The sequence below is a fragment of the Enterobacter cloacae complex sp. IR5403 genome (assembly GCF_049238705.1).
Classification (GTDB): Bacteria; Pseudomonadota; Gammaproteobacteria; order Enterobacterales; family Enterobacteriaceae; genus Enterobacter; species Enterobacter hormaechei_C.
Window position 1 is genome coordinate 1 of record NZ_JBMKHP010000004.1, and the last position, 14,746, is coordinate 14,746.

A 14,746-nucleotide genomic window follows, 5' to 3' on the forward strand; every position below is an offset into this window, starting at 1 on the left:
GGCTGATTCAAGGCATTTACGGGAGAAAAAATCGGCTCAAACATGAAGAAATGAAATGACTGAGTCAGCCGAGAAGAATTTCCCCGCTTATTCGCACCTTCCTTAAGCAAATCATGCAGTGGCGCGGACTGTTTGCTGGCGATCACCGTGCCTGGCTCATTTACCTGCGTCTGGCGCAGCAGCGTTCCGGTGTAGGTTATGCCCGCCTGCTTCAGTTCATCTTTAAAAATGGCACCGGCATAGCCCGCGCCATCCTGAATGGCAAAGGCCAGCGGGAGGGGATCGGCCCGCTGGGTCAGGCAGCCGGTAAGCGTATAGCGGTTGAGATCGCCCGGTACCACGTCCAGCTCGCAATACTGCGCCTCCGGGGAACCTTTCGCCAGCGTCCGCACCTGGCTGAACATTGTGACCGGGTAGTATGAGGCCACGCGGATAAAAGCTAAGTCATTTGGTTTTGGCGCGCTGTAAAGCGATACGGAGAAGCAGTTACGGTCAACGATGGCGGCGGCTGGCGGGGCGCTAAAGCACTGCGTCATGTCGTTCCACGGCCAGCCAGGCGCTTTATCGTGGCTGGCGAAAATGGAGGTGTCGATCAGCACGTTGCCATCAATTTTTGTTACGCCGGATTTTTTCAGTACCGCCACCATATTGCGGACATCCTGGCGCTTAAAGGTGGGATCGCCACCAAAACGGGCGATAAGATCGCCTTTCAGTTCGCCACCCTCAACGTTACCTCTGGTTTCAAGGGTGGTAGTAAAACGGAAGTCAGGCCCGAGCTGGAGCAGGGCGGCGAGGGCAGTGATCACCTTCTGGGTACTGGCAGGCAGCGCCATCTGTTGACTGTGATAGTCAATCTCGGGAGCCTGCGCGCCAACCTTCTGCACCATCAGGGCAAGGTTCGCGCCGGCGGGCAGTTGATTAATGTACTCATCAACATTCGCGGCCTGAACGGTGAACGTTATACTGGTAGTCAATCCGATGATAAAACTGGAAAATCGCATAATCTCGCGCTAACAACCCGAAAACAAACCGTCATACTACGGTGCATGGCACTGTAAAGTAAACGATGACCCATAGTGAACTTCGCGGTAAAATGCGTATCAAATTGAAAAATTGCTGCTGACCTGGGGCGTTGCTCCCGGGTCGGTTTTCTTTTTGCTTCTGGCCTGTTCAGGTGGGCTGGAGCAGGGAACACTGCTCCCAACAGGAATGTTTAAGAGGTATAACAAATGCAAGCTATTCCGATGACCTTACGTGGTGCCGAAAAACTGCGCGAAGAGCTGGATTTTCTCAAATCTGTGCGTCGCCCTGAAATCATCGCCGCTATCGCGGAAGCGCGTGAGCATGGCGACCTGAAAGAGAATGCTGAATACCACGCGGCGCGTGAGCAGCAGGGTTTCTGTGAGGGGCGCATTAAAGATATCGAGGCAAAGCTGTCTAACGCGCAGGTTATCGATATCACCAAAATGCCAAATAATGGCCGTGTGATCTTCGGCTCTACCGTCAGCGTCCTGAATCTGGACAACGACGAAGAGCAGACCTATCGCATCGTGGGTGATGATGAAGCGGACTTCAAACAGAACCTGATTTCGGTGAACTCGCCGATTGCTCGTGGCCTGATTGGCAAAGAGCAGGACGATGTGGTCACCATCCGCACCCCTGGTGGTGAAGTGGAATACGAAATTATTAAGGTTGAATACCTGTAATTCGCTTCTCTACTAAGATGTTGATACATTGTAAAGAAAAGAAAAAGGCCGCATAGCGGCCTTTTATCAACTCAAGGAGCATGGCATTTTGCTCGCCTGCTGAAAGAAATCCCTCGTTTCACACAGAAAATGTGTTCGATTCAGGATATCCTTAACGTGGCAGCGAGATTTTGCGCTCTTTAGATGGGCGATAGAGCACCAGCGTTTTACCGATGACCTGTACATTACAGGCGCCGGTTTCGCGCACGATGGCTTCCACGATCAGGTTTTTAGTGTCTCTGTCTTCAGAGGCGATTTTCACCTTGATCAGCTCGTGGTGTTCCAGCGCTTGTTCAATCTCGGCAAGCACCCCTTCGGTCAAACCATTGTTGCCAAGCATCACTACAGGCTTGAGCGGATGTGCCAGACCTTTAAGGTGCTGTTTTTGTTTAGTACTCAGATTCATCGTATATTTTTGCTTACGTTGGGATTGAAAACGGTTCATTCTACCGCCATCTCCCTAATATCGCCAAATAGCTGCGTAGAAATTTACGTCACAGGCAAGCAACGATGAACCAGGACGGAAATGTTAAATGACAGGTAAAAAGCGTTCTGCCAGCTCCAGCCGCTGGCTTCAGGAACACTTTAGCGATAAATATGTTCAACAGGCGCAGAAAAAGGGGTTGCGTTCCCGCGCCTGGTTTAAACTTGATGAAATACAGCAAAGTGACAAACTTTTTAAACCGGGAATGACGGTGGTCGACCTCGGTGCGGCACCTGGCGGATGGTCCCAGTATGCGGTTACGCAGATCGGCGGAACGGGCCGAATCATCGCATGCGATCTTTTACCAATGGATCCCATCGTCGGTGTCGACTTCCTTCAGGGCGACTTTCGTGATGAATTAGTGCTTAAAGCATTACTTGATCGTGTAGGTGACAGTAAGGTCCAGGTTGTCATGTCGGATATGGCGCCAAATATGTGTGGAACACCGGCGGTGGATATCCCCCGCGCCATGTATCTGGTGGAACTAGCGTTAGAAATGTGTCGTGATGTACTAGCGCCTGGTGGTAGTTTTGTTGTGAAGGTGTTTCAGGGCGAAGGTTTCGAGGAGTATCTTAAGGAAATTCGCTCCCTGTTTGCGAAGGTCAAAGTTCGTAAGCCGGACTCTTCCCGGGCCCGTTCCCGTGAAGTGTATATTGTAGCGACCGGGCGAAAATGATAACCGGTAGATTTCAGGCGAAAGTTTGAATGAAACTGGATATAGAGTATCCTGACGCTGTTTTTAACACAGTTGTAATATGAGGTTAATCCCTTGAGTGACATGGCGAAAAACCTAATACTCTGGCTGGTCATTGCCGTTGTGCTGATGTCAGTATTCCAGAGCTTTGGGCCCAGCGAGTCGAATGGCCGCAAGGTGGATTATTCTACCTTCCTGCAAGAGGTCAATCAGGACCAGGTTCGCGAAGCGCGTATCAACGGACGTGAGATCAACGTTACCAAGAAAGATAGTAACCGTTACACGACTTACATCCCGGTGAACGATCCTAAGCTGCTTGATAACCTTCTGACCAAAAACGTCAAAGTGGTAGGCGAGCCGCCGGAAGAACCAAGCCTGCTGGCTTCTATCTTCATTTCCTGGTTCCCGATGCTGCTTCTTATCGGCGTCTGGATCTTCTTTATGCGCCAGATGCAGGGCGGTGGTGGCAAAGGTGCCATGTCGTTCGGTAAGAGCAAGGCGCGTATGCTGACGGAAGACCAGATCAAAACCACGTTTGCTGACGTAGCAGGTTGTGACGAAGCAAAAGAAGAGGTGGGTGAACTGGTTGAATACCTGCGCGAGCCGAGCCGTTTCCAGAAACTGGGCGGTAAGATCCCGAAAGGCGTCCTGATGGTCGGCCCTCCGGGTACCGGTAAAACCCTGCTGGCGAAAGCCATCGCGGGTGAAGCGAAGGTGCCGTTCTTTACTATTTCAGGTTCTGACTTCGTTGAAATGTTCGTGGGTGTCGGTGCATCTCGTGTGCGTGACATGTTCGAGCAGGCTAAGAAGGCAGCACCGTGCATCATCTTTATCGATGAAATCGACGCCGTAGGCCGCCAGCGTGGCGCAGGCCTGGGCGGTGGTCACGATGAACGTGAGCAGACCCTGAACCAGATGCTGGTTGAGATGGACGGCTTCGAAGGTAACGAAGGTATCATCGTTATCGCGGCAACTAACCGTCCGGACGTACTTGACCCTGCGCTGCTGCGTCCAGGCCGTTTCGACCGTCAGGTTGTGGTCGGTCTGCCGGATGTTCGCGGTCGTGAACAGATTCTGAAAGTGCATATGCGTCGCGTACCGCTGGCGCCAGATATCGACGCGGCAATCATCGCGCGTGGTACTCCAGGCTTCTCCGGTGCGGATCTGGCTAACCTGGTCAACGAAGCAGCACTGTTTGCCGCTCGCGGTAACAAGCGCGTGGTGTCCATGGTGGAATTCGAGAAAGCGAAAGACAAAATCATGATGGGTGCGGAACGTCGCTCCATGGTGATGACGGAAGCGCAGAAAGAGTCCACGGCATATCACGAAGCGGGCCACGCGATTATCGGTCGTCTGGTGCCGGAACACGATCCCGTACACAAGGTGACGATTATTCCACGCGGTCGTGCGCTGGGTGTGACCTTCTTCCTGCCTGAAGGCGACGCGATCAGCGCCAGCCGTCAGAAGCTGGAAAGCCAGATTTCAACCCTGTACGGCGGTCGTCTGGCCGAAGAGATTATCTACGGTCCGGAACATGTTTCGACCGGTGCGTCCAACGACATTAAAGTGGCGACAAACCTGGCGCGTAACATGGTGACTCAGTGGGGCTTCTCCGACAAACTCGGTCCGCTGCTGTATGCAGAGGAAGAGGGCGAAGTATTCCTGGGCCGCTCCGTGGCAAAAGCGAAACATATGTCCGATGAAACGGCTCGTATCATCGACCAGGAAGTGAAAGCGCTGATCGAACGTAACTACGGTCGCGCCCGTCAGATCCTGAACGACAATATGGACATCCTGCATTCGATGAAAGATGCGCTCATGAAATATGAGACCATCGATGCACCGCAGATTGACGACCTGATGGCGCGCCGCGAAGTGCGTCCGCCGGCAGGCTGGGAAGACCCAGGCGCGTCTAACAATTCTGACAATAATGGCACCCCGCGTGCGCCGCGTCCGGTCGATGAACCGCGTACGCCAAACCCGGGCAACACCATGTCAGAGCAGTTGGGCGACAAGTAAGTCACTGCTGTTGAAGCGTTTGTCTGTATCTCAAACCCTGGAGCTTGCTCCGGGGTTTTTCTTATCTGTTTAACCACATTAATCCCAGGGATTTAACCATGAAACTATTCGCCCAGGACTCGCATCTCGATCTTTCACATCCTCATGTGATGGGGATCCTGAATGTCACGCCTGATTCCTTCTCTGACGGCGGCACGCATAATTCGCTTATCGACGCGGTTAAACACGCGAATTTAATGATCAACGCGGGTGCCACCATCATTGACGTTGGAGGGGAGTCAACGCGGCCTGGCGCGGCGGAGGTTTCGGTGGAAGAAGAGCTGACGCGCGTGGTGCCGGTGGTGGAGGCTATCGCCGGGCGCTTTGAAGTGTGGATCTCCGTTGATACCTCCAAACCCGAAGTGATCCGTGAAGTGGCGAGAGTGGGCGCTCACATTATCAATGATATCCGCTCGCTGACCGAGCCGGGCGCGATTGAAGCCGCCGCAGAAACCGGGCTACCGGTGTGTCTGATGCATATGCAAGGCCAGCCAAAAACAATGCAGGAGGCGCCAAAATATGACGATGTGTTTGCCGACGTCACCCGCTTCTTTATTGAGCATATCGAACGCTGTGAACGTGCGGGTATCGCAAAAGAGAAATTGCTGCTCGACCCGGGCTTCGGTTTCGGTAAAAATCTCTCACACAATTACGCGTTGCTTGCGCGCTTATCAGAGTTTCATCAGTTCGGCCTGCCACTGCTGGTGGGAATGTCGAGAAAATCGATGATTGGTCAGTTGTTGAATGTCGGGCCGAGCGAACGTCTGAGCGGCAGTCTGGCCTGCGCGGTGATTGCCGCGATGCAAGGTGCACATATCATTCGCGTCCATGACGTAAAAGAAACAGTAGAAGCCATGCGTGTGGTGGAAGCCACACTGGCAGCGAAGGAAAACAAACGCTATGAGTAATCGTAAATATTTTGGTACCGATGGCATCCGTGGGCGCGTAGGCGATGCGCCAATTACCCCTGACTTTGTCCTGAAACTGGGCTGGGCAGCGGGAAAGGTGCTGGCGCGTCATGGCTCCCGTAAGATCATTATTGGTAAAGATACCCGTATTTCGGGTTATATGCTGGAATCCGCGCTGGAAGCCGGGCTGGCGGCGGCAGGGCTTTCTGCCTCCTTTACGGGACCAATGCCGACCCCTGCTGTTGCCTACCTGACCCGCACCTTCCGTGCGGAAGCGGGCATCGTCATTTCCGCTTCCCATAACCCGTTCTATGACAACGGTATCAAATTCTTCTCCATCGACGGCACCAAACTGCCGGATGACGTGGAAGAGGCGATTGAAGCGGAAATGGAAAAAGAGATCACCTGTGTTGACTCCGCTGAGCTGGGTAAAGCAAACCGTATTGTCGATGCCGCAGGCCGCTACATTGAATTCTGCAAAGGCACTTTCCCGAATGAACTGAGCCTGGCACACCTCAAAATTGTGGTGGACTGTGCCAACGGTGCAACTTACCACATTGCGCCGAATGTGTTCCGCGAGCTGGGTGCGAAAGTGATCACTATCGGCTGCGAGCCGGACGGCCTGAACATCAACGAAGAAGTTGGCGCGACAGACGTGCGTGCCTTGCAGGCGCGTGTCCTGGCTGAAAAGGCCGATCTGGGTATTGCCCTGGATGGCGATGGCGACCGTGTGATCATGGTTGACCACGAAGGTAACAAGGTCGATGGCGATCAGATCCTCTACATTATTGCGCGTGAAGGCCTGCGTCAGGGGCAGCTGCGGGGTGGCGCGGTCGGTACGCTGATGAGCAATATGGGCCTGGAGCTGGCGCTGAAACAGCTGGGCATCCCGTTTGTTCGTGCGAAAGTGGGTGACCGCTACGTGCTGGAAAAACTCCAGGAGAAAGGCTGGCGTATCGGCGCGGAAAACTCCGGCCACGTGATCCTGCTCGATAAAACCACCACCGGTGACGGCATTGTGGCGGCGCTTCAGGTTGTTGCCGCGATGGCGCGTAACCATATGAGTCTGCACGATCTGTGCAGCGGCATGAAAATGTTCCCGCAGATTCTGGTCAACGTGCGTTTCACCGCGGGTAAAGGCGACCCGCTGGAAAATGATAACGTGAAAGCGGTGATGGCAGAGGTGGAAGCGACTCTTGGCAGCCGTGGGCGCGTCCTGCTGCGTAAGTCGGGTACCGAGCCGCTGATCCGCGTGATGGTGGAAGGCGAAGACGAAGCGCAGGTGACTGAATTTGCGCACCGCATTGCGGATGCAGTCAAAGCTGCATAATCTTTCAGAATAAGTGTTTAAAAAGGCGGCGTTTGCCGCCTTTGTTTTAAGCAATTAATGGCTTTTTGCTGTTTTTTTCCGCAGTTGATACAATGCCTCGAAAATGCCCTTGCGAAGGTGATTCGCTTTGGTTAGTATTCACACCCGCTTCAGTGGGAAACAAAATCCTGCTAATTGGTCGAAGCATTGGTATGCGGCAAATCCGCAAGGAACAGGTTGATTATGTACGAAGCTCTTTTAGTTATTTTCCTTATTGTAGCCATCGCTCTCGTAGCGCTGATTATGCTACAGCAAGGTAAAGGCGCTGATATGGGAGCCTCCTTCGGAGCAGGCGCTTCCGGTACGCTGTTCGGTTCAAGTGGTTCTGCGAACTTCATGACCCGCACCACGGCGATTCTGGCTACGCTGTTCTTCATCATCAGTCTGGTGCTGGGCAATATCAACAGCAATAAGACCAGTAAAGGAAGCGAGTGGGAAAATCTGAGCGCGCCAGCGAAAACTGAGCAAACTCAGCCAGCTGCACCGGCTAAGCCAACCAGCGATATCCCGCAGTAAGTATTCCGTACCGAGGTGGTGGAATTGGTAGACACGCTACCTTGAGGTGGTAGTGCCCTAACGGGCTTGTGGGTTCGAGTCCCATCCTCGGTACCAATATTCCAGAAGAAAGACGTCGCAAGACGTCTTTTTTTTCGTCTGTATATTCTGTGTTTCCGATCTTTTGTAGGGCGGGTAAGCGCAGCGCCACCCGCCGTTTTGCCCGGTGGCGCTGCGCTTACCAGGCCTACGAAGACCACAAAAAAGGCGCCCAATGGGCGCCTTTTGCATGTCTCATTGTCGATTATTTCTTATCGCTGTGTTCCAGGTTCTCAACCTGCGGCAGACCGTTACCGGAGTTTGCGGAGAGCAGGCCATTCTCAACATAGTTGAACAGCTTCTCACGGGTATCGGTGATGTCCAGGTTACGCATGGTCAGCTGGCCAATACGATCGTCCGGAGAGAACACTGACTCACCTTTCTCCATGGTCAGACGCTCTGCTTTATAGGTCAGGTTGTCAGACACAGTGTTCAGGATGGAGTAGTCGTTACCGCGACGCAGTTCCAGCGTCACTTCGCCGGTGATTGCGCTTGCCACCCAACGTTGCAGGGCGTCACGCAGCATCAGCGCCTGTGGATCAAACCAGCGACCCTGATACAGCAGTTTGCCCAGCTGACGGCCATGAGAGTGATACTGCTCAATGGTGTCTTCGTTGTGAATACCGGTCAGCAGACGCTCGTAAGCGATGTGCAGCAGCGCCATCCCCGGCGCTTCGTAAATACCACGGCTTTTTGCTTCGATGATACGGTTTTCGATCTGATCGCTCATACCCAGCCCGTGACGACCGCCGATGCGGTTTGCTTCCAGCATCAGTTCAACATCGTCGGAGAAGGTTTTACCGTTCAGGGCAACCGGATGACCACGTTCGAAACGCACGGTCACTTCTTCCGCCGGGATCTTCACGTTCTCATCCCAGAACTTCACGCCCATGATCGGGTTAACAATTTTTACGCTGGAGTTCAGGAATTCCAGGTCCTTCGCTTCGTGCGTCGCACCCAGCATGTTGGAGTCGGTTGAGTAGGCTTTCTCAACGGACATCTTGTAGTCAAAGCCGCAGGCAATCATAAACTCAGACATTTCATGACGGCCACCCAGCTCGTCGATGAAGTCGGTATCCAGCCACGGCTTGTAGATCTGCAACTCGGCGTTGGTCAGCAGGCCATAACGATAGAAACGTTCAATATCGTTGCCTTTATAGGTGCTACCGTCCCCCCAGATGTTCACGCCATCTTCTTTCATGGCGGCGACCAGCATAGTGCCGGTGACAGCACGACCCAGCGGGGTGGTATTGAAATAGGTCAGGCCGCCGGTCGTATTATGGAAAGCACCGCACTGGATCGCGGCAATCCCTTCGGCAACCAGCTGCTTACGGCAGTCGATCAGACGTGCGTTCTCTGCGCCATATTCCATGGCACGACGAGGGATCGCGTCATAATCTTCCTCGTCCGGCTGACCCAGGTTCGCAGTATATGCATAAGGAACCGCTCCCTTCTGGCGCATCCACAGCAGTGCAGCGCTGGTATCCAGGCCGCCAGAAAAAGCGATGCCAATACGTTGTCCTACCGGGAGATGCTTGAGAATCGTCGTCATATAATAAAACCCTGCTTGATTGACTGATTAGAGACCGCTTTCGCTCTCGATGCATGTTTATGCAAAATAAGTGAGTATTCATTTAATCATCTTTTATCGACGACCGAAAGAGACGTGTGCGTTTTTTGTAAAAATTTCCCTTTTATTGCCCTGGCTGAAGTTGGGTTGACAGGTGGGGTCAACTATCAATATACTGAACGCCGATTTTACGTCCCGTCTTCGGTACCAAATCCCAGCATTATTTGCAAATTCTGTCCAAAACGCGTAGAATTTGCCACGTTTCAGGCGCGGGGTGGAGCAGCCTGGTAGCTCGTCGGGCTCATAACCCGAAGGTCGTCGGTTCAAATCCGGCCCCCGCAACCACTTTCCCATAAAGTTCTTTTTCAAATATACTGTGAAGACTTAGAGCCTTCGTAGCTGGATTTGAAAAAATGCTTTCGGAGAGTGCTCCAGGCCACAGTTGTGGCTATAGGGTTCAGTTATCTAAAGCCCCGATTTATCGGGGTTTTTTGTTATCTGACTACAGAATAACTGGGCTTTACGCCCTTTTTTTATGTCTTGGGGGTGGGCTTGTCCACATTAGAGCAAAAATTAACAGAGATGATTACTGCGCCGGTCGAAGCACTGGGCTACGAACTGGTCGGCATCGAATTCGTTCGCGGCCGTACATCCACACTGCGCATCTATATTGATAGTGAAGATGGCATCAATGTTGATGATTGTGCTGATGTCAGCCACCAGGTGAGTGCGGTTCTTGATGTTGAAGATCCGATTACCGTTGCGTACAACCTGGAAGTTTCCTCACCTGGCCTCGATCGTCCGATGTTCACGGCCGAGCACTACGTGCGCTTTACCGGTGAAGAAGTGGCTCTCGTTCTGCGTATGGCCGTACAGAACCGCCGTAAATGGCAGGGAATTATCAAAGCCGTTGATGGTGAAATGATCACGGTGACAGTCGAAGGCAAAGATGAAGTGTTCGCGCTGAGTAATATCCAGAAGGCGAACCTGGTTCCCCACTTTTAACAGTCTGGATTGAGGTGAAAAGCCCGCGATGAACAAAGAAATTTTGGCTGTTGTTGAAGCCGTCTCCAACGAGAAATCACTGCCGCGTGAGAAGATTTTCGAAGCGCTGGAAAGTGCACTGGCTACAGCAACCAAGAAAAAATACGAACAAGAGATCGATGTTCGCGTAGAAATCGATCGTAAAAGCGGTGACTTCGATACATTCCGTCGTTGGGTAATCGTTGAAGAAGTGACCCAACCGACCAAAGAGATCACCCTGGAAGCGGCACGTTTTGAAGACGAAAGTCTGAACGTGGGTGACTACGTTGAAGATCAGATTGAATCTGTTACCTTCGACCGTATCACCACCCAGACCGCGAAGCAGGTTATCGTGCAGAAAGTTCGCGAAGCCGAGCGCGCGCTGGTTGTCGATCAGTTCCGCGATCAGGAAGGCGAAATCATCACTGGCGTGGTGAAGAAAGTGAACCGCGATAACATCTCTCTGGAGATCAAATCCGAAGGGCTGCCGGGTAACGCTGAAGCCGTGATCCTGCGTGAAGACATGCTGCCGCGTGAAAACTTCCGCCCAGGCGACCGTATTCGTGGTGTGCTGTATGCCGTACGTCCTGAAGCGCGTGGTGCACAGCTGTTCGTGACGCGTTCTAAACCAGAGATGCTGGTTGAACTGTTCCGTATCGAAGTGCCGGAAATCGGCGAAGAAGTTATCGAAATCAAAGCGGCGGCCCGCGATCCGGGTTCCCGTGCGAAAATTGCGGTGAAAACCAACGACAAGCGTATCGACCCGGTCGGTGCTTGCGTCGGTATGCGTGGCGCACGTGTTCAGGCGGTTTCTACCGAACTGGGCGGCGAGCGCATTGATATCGTTCTGTGGGACGATAACCCGGCGCAGTTCGTGATCAACGCAATGGCACCGGCTGATGTGGCGTCTATCGTTGTTGACGAAGACAAACACACCATGGATATCGCTGTAGAAGCGGGCAACCTGGCGCAGGCGATTGGCCGTAACGGTCAGAACGTACGTCTGGCGTCACAGCTGAGCGGCTGGGAACTCAACGTGATGACCGTTGATGACCTTCAGGCCAAGCATCAGGCTGAAGCCCACGCGGCGATCGATACCTTCACCAAATACCTGGACATTGACGAAGACTTCGCCACTGTGCTGGTTGAAGAAGGTTTCTCTACGCTGGAAGAACTGGCCTACGTGCCAATGAAAGAGCTGCTGGAAATTGACGGTCTGGATGAACCAACCGTTGAAGCCCTGCGTGAACGCGCTAAAAACGCACTGACCACCCTGGCGCTGGCTCAGGAAGAAAGCCTTGGCGATAAGAAGCCGGCTGATGACCTGCTGAATCTGGAAGGTCTTGATCGTGCGATTGCGTTCAAGCTGGCTGCCCGTGGTGTTTGTACGCTGGAAGATCTCGCTGAGCAAGGCGTTGATGACCTGGCCGATATCGAAGGTTTAACCGACGAGAAAGCCGGCGAACTCATCATGGCCGCACGTAATATTTGCTGGTTCGGCGACGAAGCGTAATAAACTGTAGCAGGAAGGAACAGCATGACTGATGTAACTGTAAAATCGCTGGCTGCTGAGATTCAGACCTCCGTGGACCGCCTGGTACAGCAATTTGCTGATGCAGGGATCCCGAAGTCCGCTGATGACTCGGTGACCGCGCAAGAAAAACAAACCTTGTTAGCGCACCTGAACCGTGAACACGGCTCTACGCCTGACAAGTTAACGCTACAGCGTAAAACGCGTAGCACGTTGAACATCCCTGGTACCGGTGGCAAAAGCAAGTCGGTACAAATTGAAGTCCGCAAGACGCGCACCTTTGTAAAACGTGATCCGCAAGAGGCAGAACGCCTTGCCGCGGAAGAGCAGGCACAGCGTGAAGCGGAAGAACAAGCTCAGCGTGAGGCAGAAGCCACTGCCAAACGTGAAGCAGAATTAAAAGCTGAACGTGAGGCCGCAGAAAAAGCGAAACGCGACGCCGGTGAAAAAGCGAAGCGTGACGCTGCGGAAAAAGACAAAGTGAGCAATCAACAGACCGACGAAATGACCAAAACTGCCCAGGCTGAAAAAGCCCGCCGTGAAAATGAAGCTGCCGAGCTGAAGCGTAAAGCGGAAGAAGAAGCCCGCCGCAAGCTTGAAGAAGAAGCTCGCCGCGTCGCCGAAGAAGCGCGTCGCATGGCAGAAGAAAACGAGAAGAACGGTGTGAATACCGCTGAACCAACTGAAGATACCAGCGATTATCACGTCACCACGTCTCAGCATGCGCGTCAGGCAGAAGACGACAACGACCGCGAAGTTGAAGGTGGTCGTGGCCGTACTCGCAGTGCAAAAGCTGCGCGTCCTGCGAAAAAAGGTAACAAACACGCTGAATCAAAAGCTGACCGTGAAGAAGCGCGTGCAGCGGTTCGCGGCGGTAAAGGCGGCAAGCGTAAAGGTTCCGCTCTCCAGCAGGGCTTCCAGAAGCCTGCTCAGGCCGTTAACCGTGACGTTGTGATCGGCGAAACCATCACCGTTGGCGAACTGGCTAACAAGATGGCGGTGAAAGGCTCTCAGGTCATCAAAGCGATGATGAAACTGGGCGCAATGGCCACCATCAACCAGGTCATCGACCAGGAAACCGCACAGCTGGTTGCCGAAGAGATGGGCCACAAAGTTATCCTGCGTCGTGAAAACGAGCTGGAAGAAGCAGTAATGAGCGACCGTGATACGGGCGCAGCGGCTGAACCGCGCGCACCGGTCGTGACCATCATGGGTCACGTTGACCACGGTAAAACCTCTCTGCTTGACTACATTCGTTCTACTAAGGTTGCCTCCGGCGAAGCGGGTGGTATTACCCAGCACATCGGTGCTTACCACGTAGAAACCGAAAACGGCATGATCACCTTCCTGGATACCCCAGGCCACGCAGCGTTTACCTCAATGCGTGCTCGTGGTGCTCAGGCAACGGATATCGTTGTTCTGGTTGTTGCTGCCGACGATGGCGTGATGCCACAGACCATTGAAGCTATCCAGCACGCGAAAGCGGCGCAGGTGCCTCTGGTTGTCGCAGTTAACAAAATCGATAAGCCAGAAGCCGATATGGATCGCGTGAAGAACGAACTGTCCCAGTACGGCGTTATGCCGGAAGAGTGGGGCGGTGAAGCGCAGTTCATCCCTGTATCAGCAAAAGCAGGTACCGGTATCGACGACCTGCTGAACGCTATCCTGCTTCAGGCTGAAGTTCTGGAGCTGAAAGCGGTTCGTAAAGGTATGGCGAGCGGCGCGGTAATCGAATCCTTCCTGGATAAAGGTCGTGGTCCGGTTGCAACCGTTCTGGTTCGCGAAGGTACTCTGCACAAGGGCGACATCGTTCTGTGTGGTTTCGAATACGGTCGCGTTCGTGCGATGCGTAACGAACTGGGTCAGGAAGTGCTGGAAGCGGGTCCGTCCATTCCAGTGGAAATCCTCGGCCTGTCCGGTGTTCCGGCTGCCGGTGACGAAGTCACCGTGGTACGTGACGAGAAGAAAGCGCGTGAAGTCGCTCTGTATCGTCAGGGTAAATTCCGTGAAGTGAAGCTGGCTCGTCAGCAGAAATCTAAACTCGAGAACATGTTCGCCAACATGACCGAAGGCGAAGTTCACGAAGTGAACATCGTTCTGAAAGCGGACGTTCAGGGTTCTGTGGAAGCGATCTCCGACTCCTTGCTGAAACTGTCTACCGACGAAGTGAAAGTGAAGATCATCGGTTCTGGCGTAGGTGGTATCACCGAAACCGACGCAACCCTGGCAGCAGCGTCCAACGCGATCCTGGTTGGCTTCAACGTTCGTGCTGACGCATCTGCGCGTAAAGTGATTGATGCTGAAAGCCTGGATCTGCGTTACTACTCCGTCATCTATAACCTGATTGACGAAGTGAAAGCAGCGATGAGCGGCATGCTGTCTCCTGAGCTGAAACAGCAGATCATCGGTCTGGCTGAAGTACGTGACGTGTTCAAATCACCGAAATTCGGTGCGATCGCGGGCTGTATGGTTACCGAAGGGACCATCAAGCGTCACAACCCAATCCGCGTACTGCGTGACAACGTGGTTATCTACGAAGGCGAGCTGGAATCCCTGCGCCGCTTCAAAGATGACGTTAACGAAGTCCGTAACGGTATGGAATGTGGTATCGGCGTGAAGAACTACAACGACGTTCGCGTTGGCGATATGATCGAAGTGTTCGAGATCATCGAAATTCAGCGTACCATCGCGTAATCTTCGTCAACTGAAGATTAATTAGCGTAGGCCGGGTAAGCGAAGCGCCACCCGGCAGTAATTTTAAAAAGGGGCT

The 14,746-nt window shown here is 53.2% G+C and carries 12 protein-coding genes and 2 tRNA genes; 11 read left to right on the forward strand and 3 right to left on the reverse strand.

Annotation, left to right across the window (positions count from 1 at the left end; all coding sequences use genetic code 11):
* Positions 1 to 1,001, reverse strand: a 1,001-nt coding sequence (gene dacB / locus ACOTW6_RS07150) for a D-alanyl-D-alanine carboxypeptidase/D-alanyl-D-alanine endopeptidase (RefSeq protein ID WP_421766237.1), incomplete at its 3' end; no start/stop codon positions are given.
* 228 nt (positions 1,002 to 1,229) lie between these two features.
* On the opposite strand from dacB, the gene greA reads away from it, so the two are divergent.
* Entirely contained in the window at positions 1,230 to 1,706 is a 477-nt protein-coding gene (gene greA / locus ACOTW6_RS07155) for a transcription elongation factor GreA (RefSeq protein ID WP_006812122.1), read from the forward strand.
* A gap of 151 nt (positions 1,707 to 1,857) precedes the next feature.
* Here the strand turns inward: greA and yhbY are convergent, their stop codons facing one another.
* Positions 1,858 to 2,151: a ribosome assembly RNA-binding protein YhbY gene (gene yhbY, locus ACOTW6_RS07160; RefSeq protein WP_003861814.1), complete on the reverse strand. Its 294-nt coding sequence runs from the start codon at positions 2,149 to 2,151 to the stop codon at positions 1,858 to 1,860.
* Positions 2,152 to 2,278: 127 nt separating this feature from the next.
* On the opposite strand from yhbY, the gene rlmE reads away from it, so the two are divergent.
* The 6 genes from rlmE (at position 2,279) to ACOTW6_RS07190 (ending at position 7,870) form a co-directional block, all read left to right on the forward strand.
* Positions 2,279 to 2,905: a 23S rRNA (uridine(2552)-2'-O)-methyltransferase RlmE gene (gene rlmE, locus ACOTW6_RS07165; protein ID WP_003861812.1), complete on the forward strand. Its 627-nt coding sequence runs from the start codon at positions 2,279 to 2,281 to the stop codon at positions 2,903 to 2,905.
* Positions 2,906 to 3,007: 102 nt separating this feature from the next.
* Positions 3,008 to 4,942, forward strand: a complete 1,935-nt coding sequence (ftsH, locus tag ACOTW6_RS07170; RefSeq protein WP_013098921.1) for an ATP-dependent zinc metalloprotease FtsH — start codon at positions 3,008 to 3,010, stop codon at positions 4,940 to 4,942.
* 98 nt (positions 4,943 to 5,040) lie between these two features.
* On the forward strand, positions 5,041 to 5,889 hold the full coding sequence (folP, locus tag ACOTW6_RS07175; protein WP_062933418.1) for a dihydropteroate synthase: 849 nt from the start codon (positions 5,041 to 5,043) through the stop codon (positions 5,887 to 5,889).
* On the forward strand, positions 5,882 to 7,219 hold the full coding sequence (gene glmM / locus ACOTW6_RS07180; RefSeq protein ID WP_003861804.1) for a phosphoglucosamine mutase: 1,338 nt from the start codon (positions 5,882 to 5,884) through the stop codon (positions 7,217 to 7,219). The genes folP and glmM overlap by 8 nt, the downstream gene beginning before the upstream one ends.
* A 222-nt stretch (positions 7,220 to 7,441) precedes the next feature.
* A complete protein-coding gene (gene secG / locus ACOTW6_RS07185; RefSeq protein ID WP_003861803.1) occupies positions 7,442 to 7,774 on the forward strand; it encodes a preprotein translocase subunit SecG in 333 nt (110 codons plus the stop codon).
* A 9-nt stretch (positions 7,775 to 7,783) separates the two neighbouring features.
* Positions 7,784 to 7,870: transfer RNA gene (locus tag ACOTW6_RS07190), tRNA-Leu, on the forward strand.
* Positions 7,871 to 8,057: 187 nt separating this feature from the next.
* Here the strand turns inward: ACOTW6_RS07190 and argG are convergent.
* A complete protein-coding gene (gene argG / locus ACOTW6_RS07195) occupies positions 8,058 to 9,404 on the reverse strand; it encodes an argininosuccinate synthase (RefSeq protein ID WP_006812118.1) in 1,347 nt (448 codons plus the stop codon).
* Between the two features lie 286 nt (positions 9,405 to 9,690).
* Here argG and ACOTW6_RS07200 point away from each other — a divergent pair.
* The 4 genes from ACOTW6_RS07200 to infB all read left to right on the forward strand — a co-directional run bounded on the left by ACOTW6_RS07200 (position 9,691) and on the right by infB (position 14,670).
* Positions 9,691 to 9,767: transfer RNA gene (locus ACOTW6_RS07200), tRNA-Met, on the forward strand.
* Between the two features lie 207 nt (positions 9,768 to 9,974).
* The gene (gene rimP, locus ACOTW6_RS07205) at positions 9,975 to 10,427 is read left to right on the forward strand and encodes a ribosome maturation factor RimP (protein ID WP_014833432.1); all 453 of its coding nucleotides are present in this window, start codon (positions 9,975 to 9,977) and stop codon (positions 10,425 to 10,427) included.
* Between the two features lie 28 nt (positions 10,428 to 10,455).
* On the forward strand, positions 10,456 to 11,958 hold the full coding sequence (nusA, locus tag ACOTW6_RS07210) for a transcription termination factor NusA (protein ID WP_003861798.1): 1,503 nt from the start codon (positions 10,456 to 10,458) through the stop codon (positions 11,956 to 11,958).
* A 24-nt stretch (positions 11,959 to 11,982) separates the two neighbouring features.
* Positions 11,983 to 14,670 (forward strand): translation initiation factor IF-2, encoded by a 2,688-nt coding sequence (gene infB / locus ACOTW6_RS07215; RefSeq protein ID WP_006812117.1) that lies wholly within the window; start codon positions 11,983 to 11,985, stop codon positions 14,668 to 14,670.
* Positions 14,671 to 14,746 lie beyond the last annotated feature (76 nt).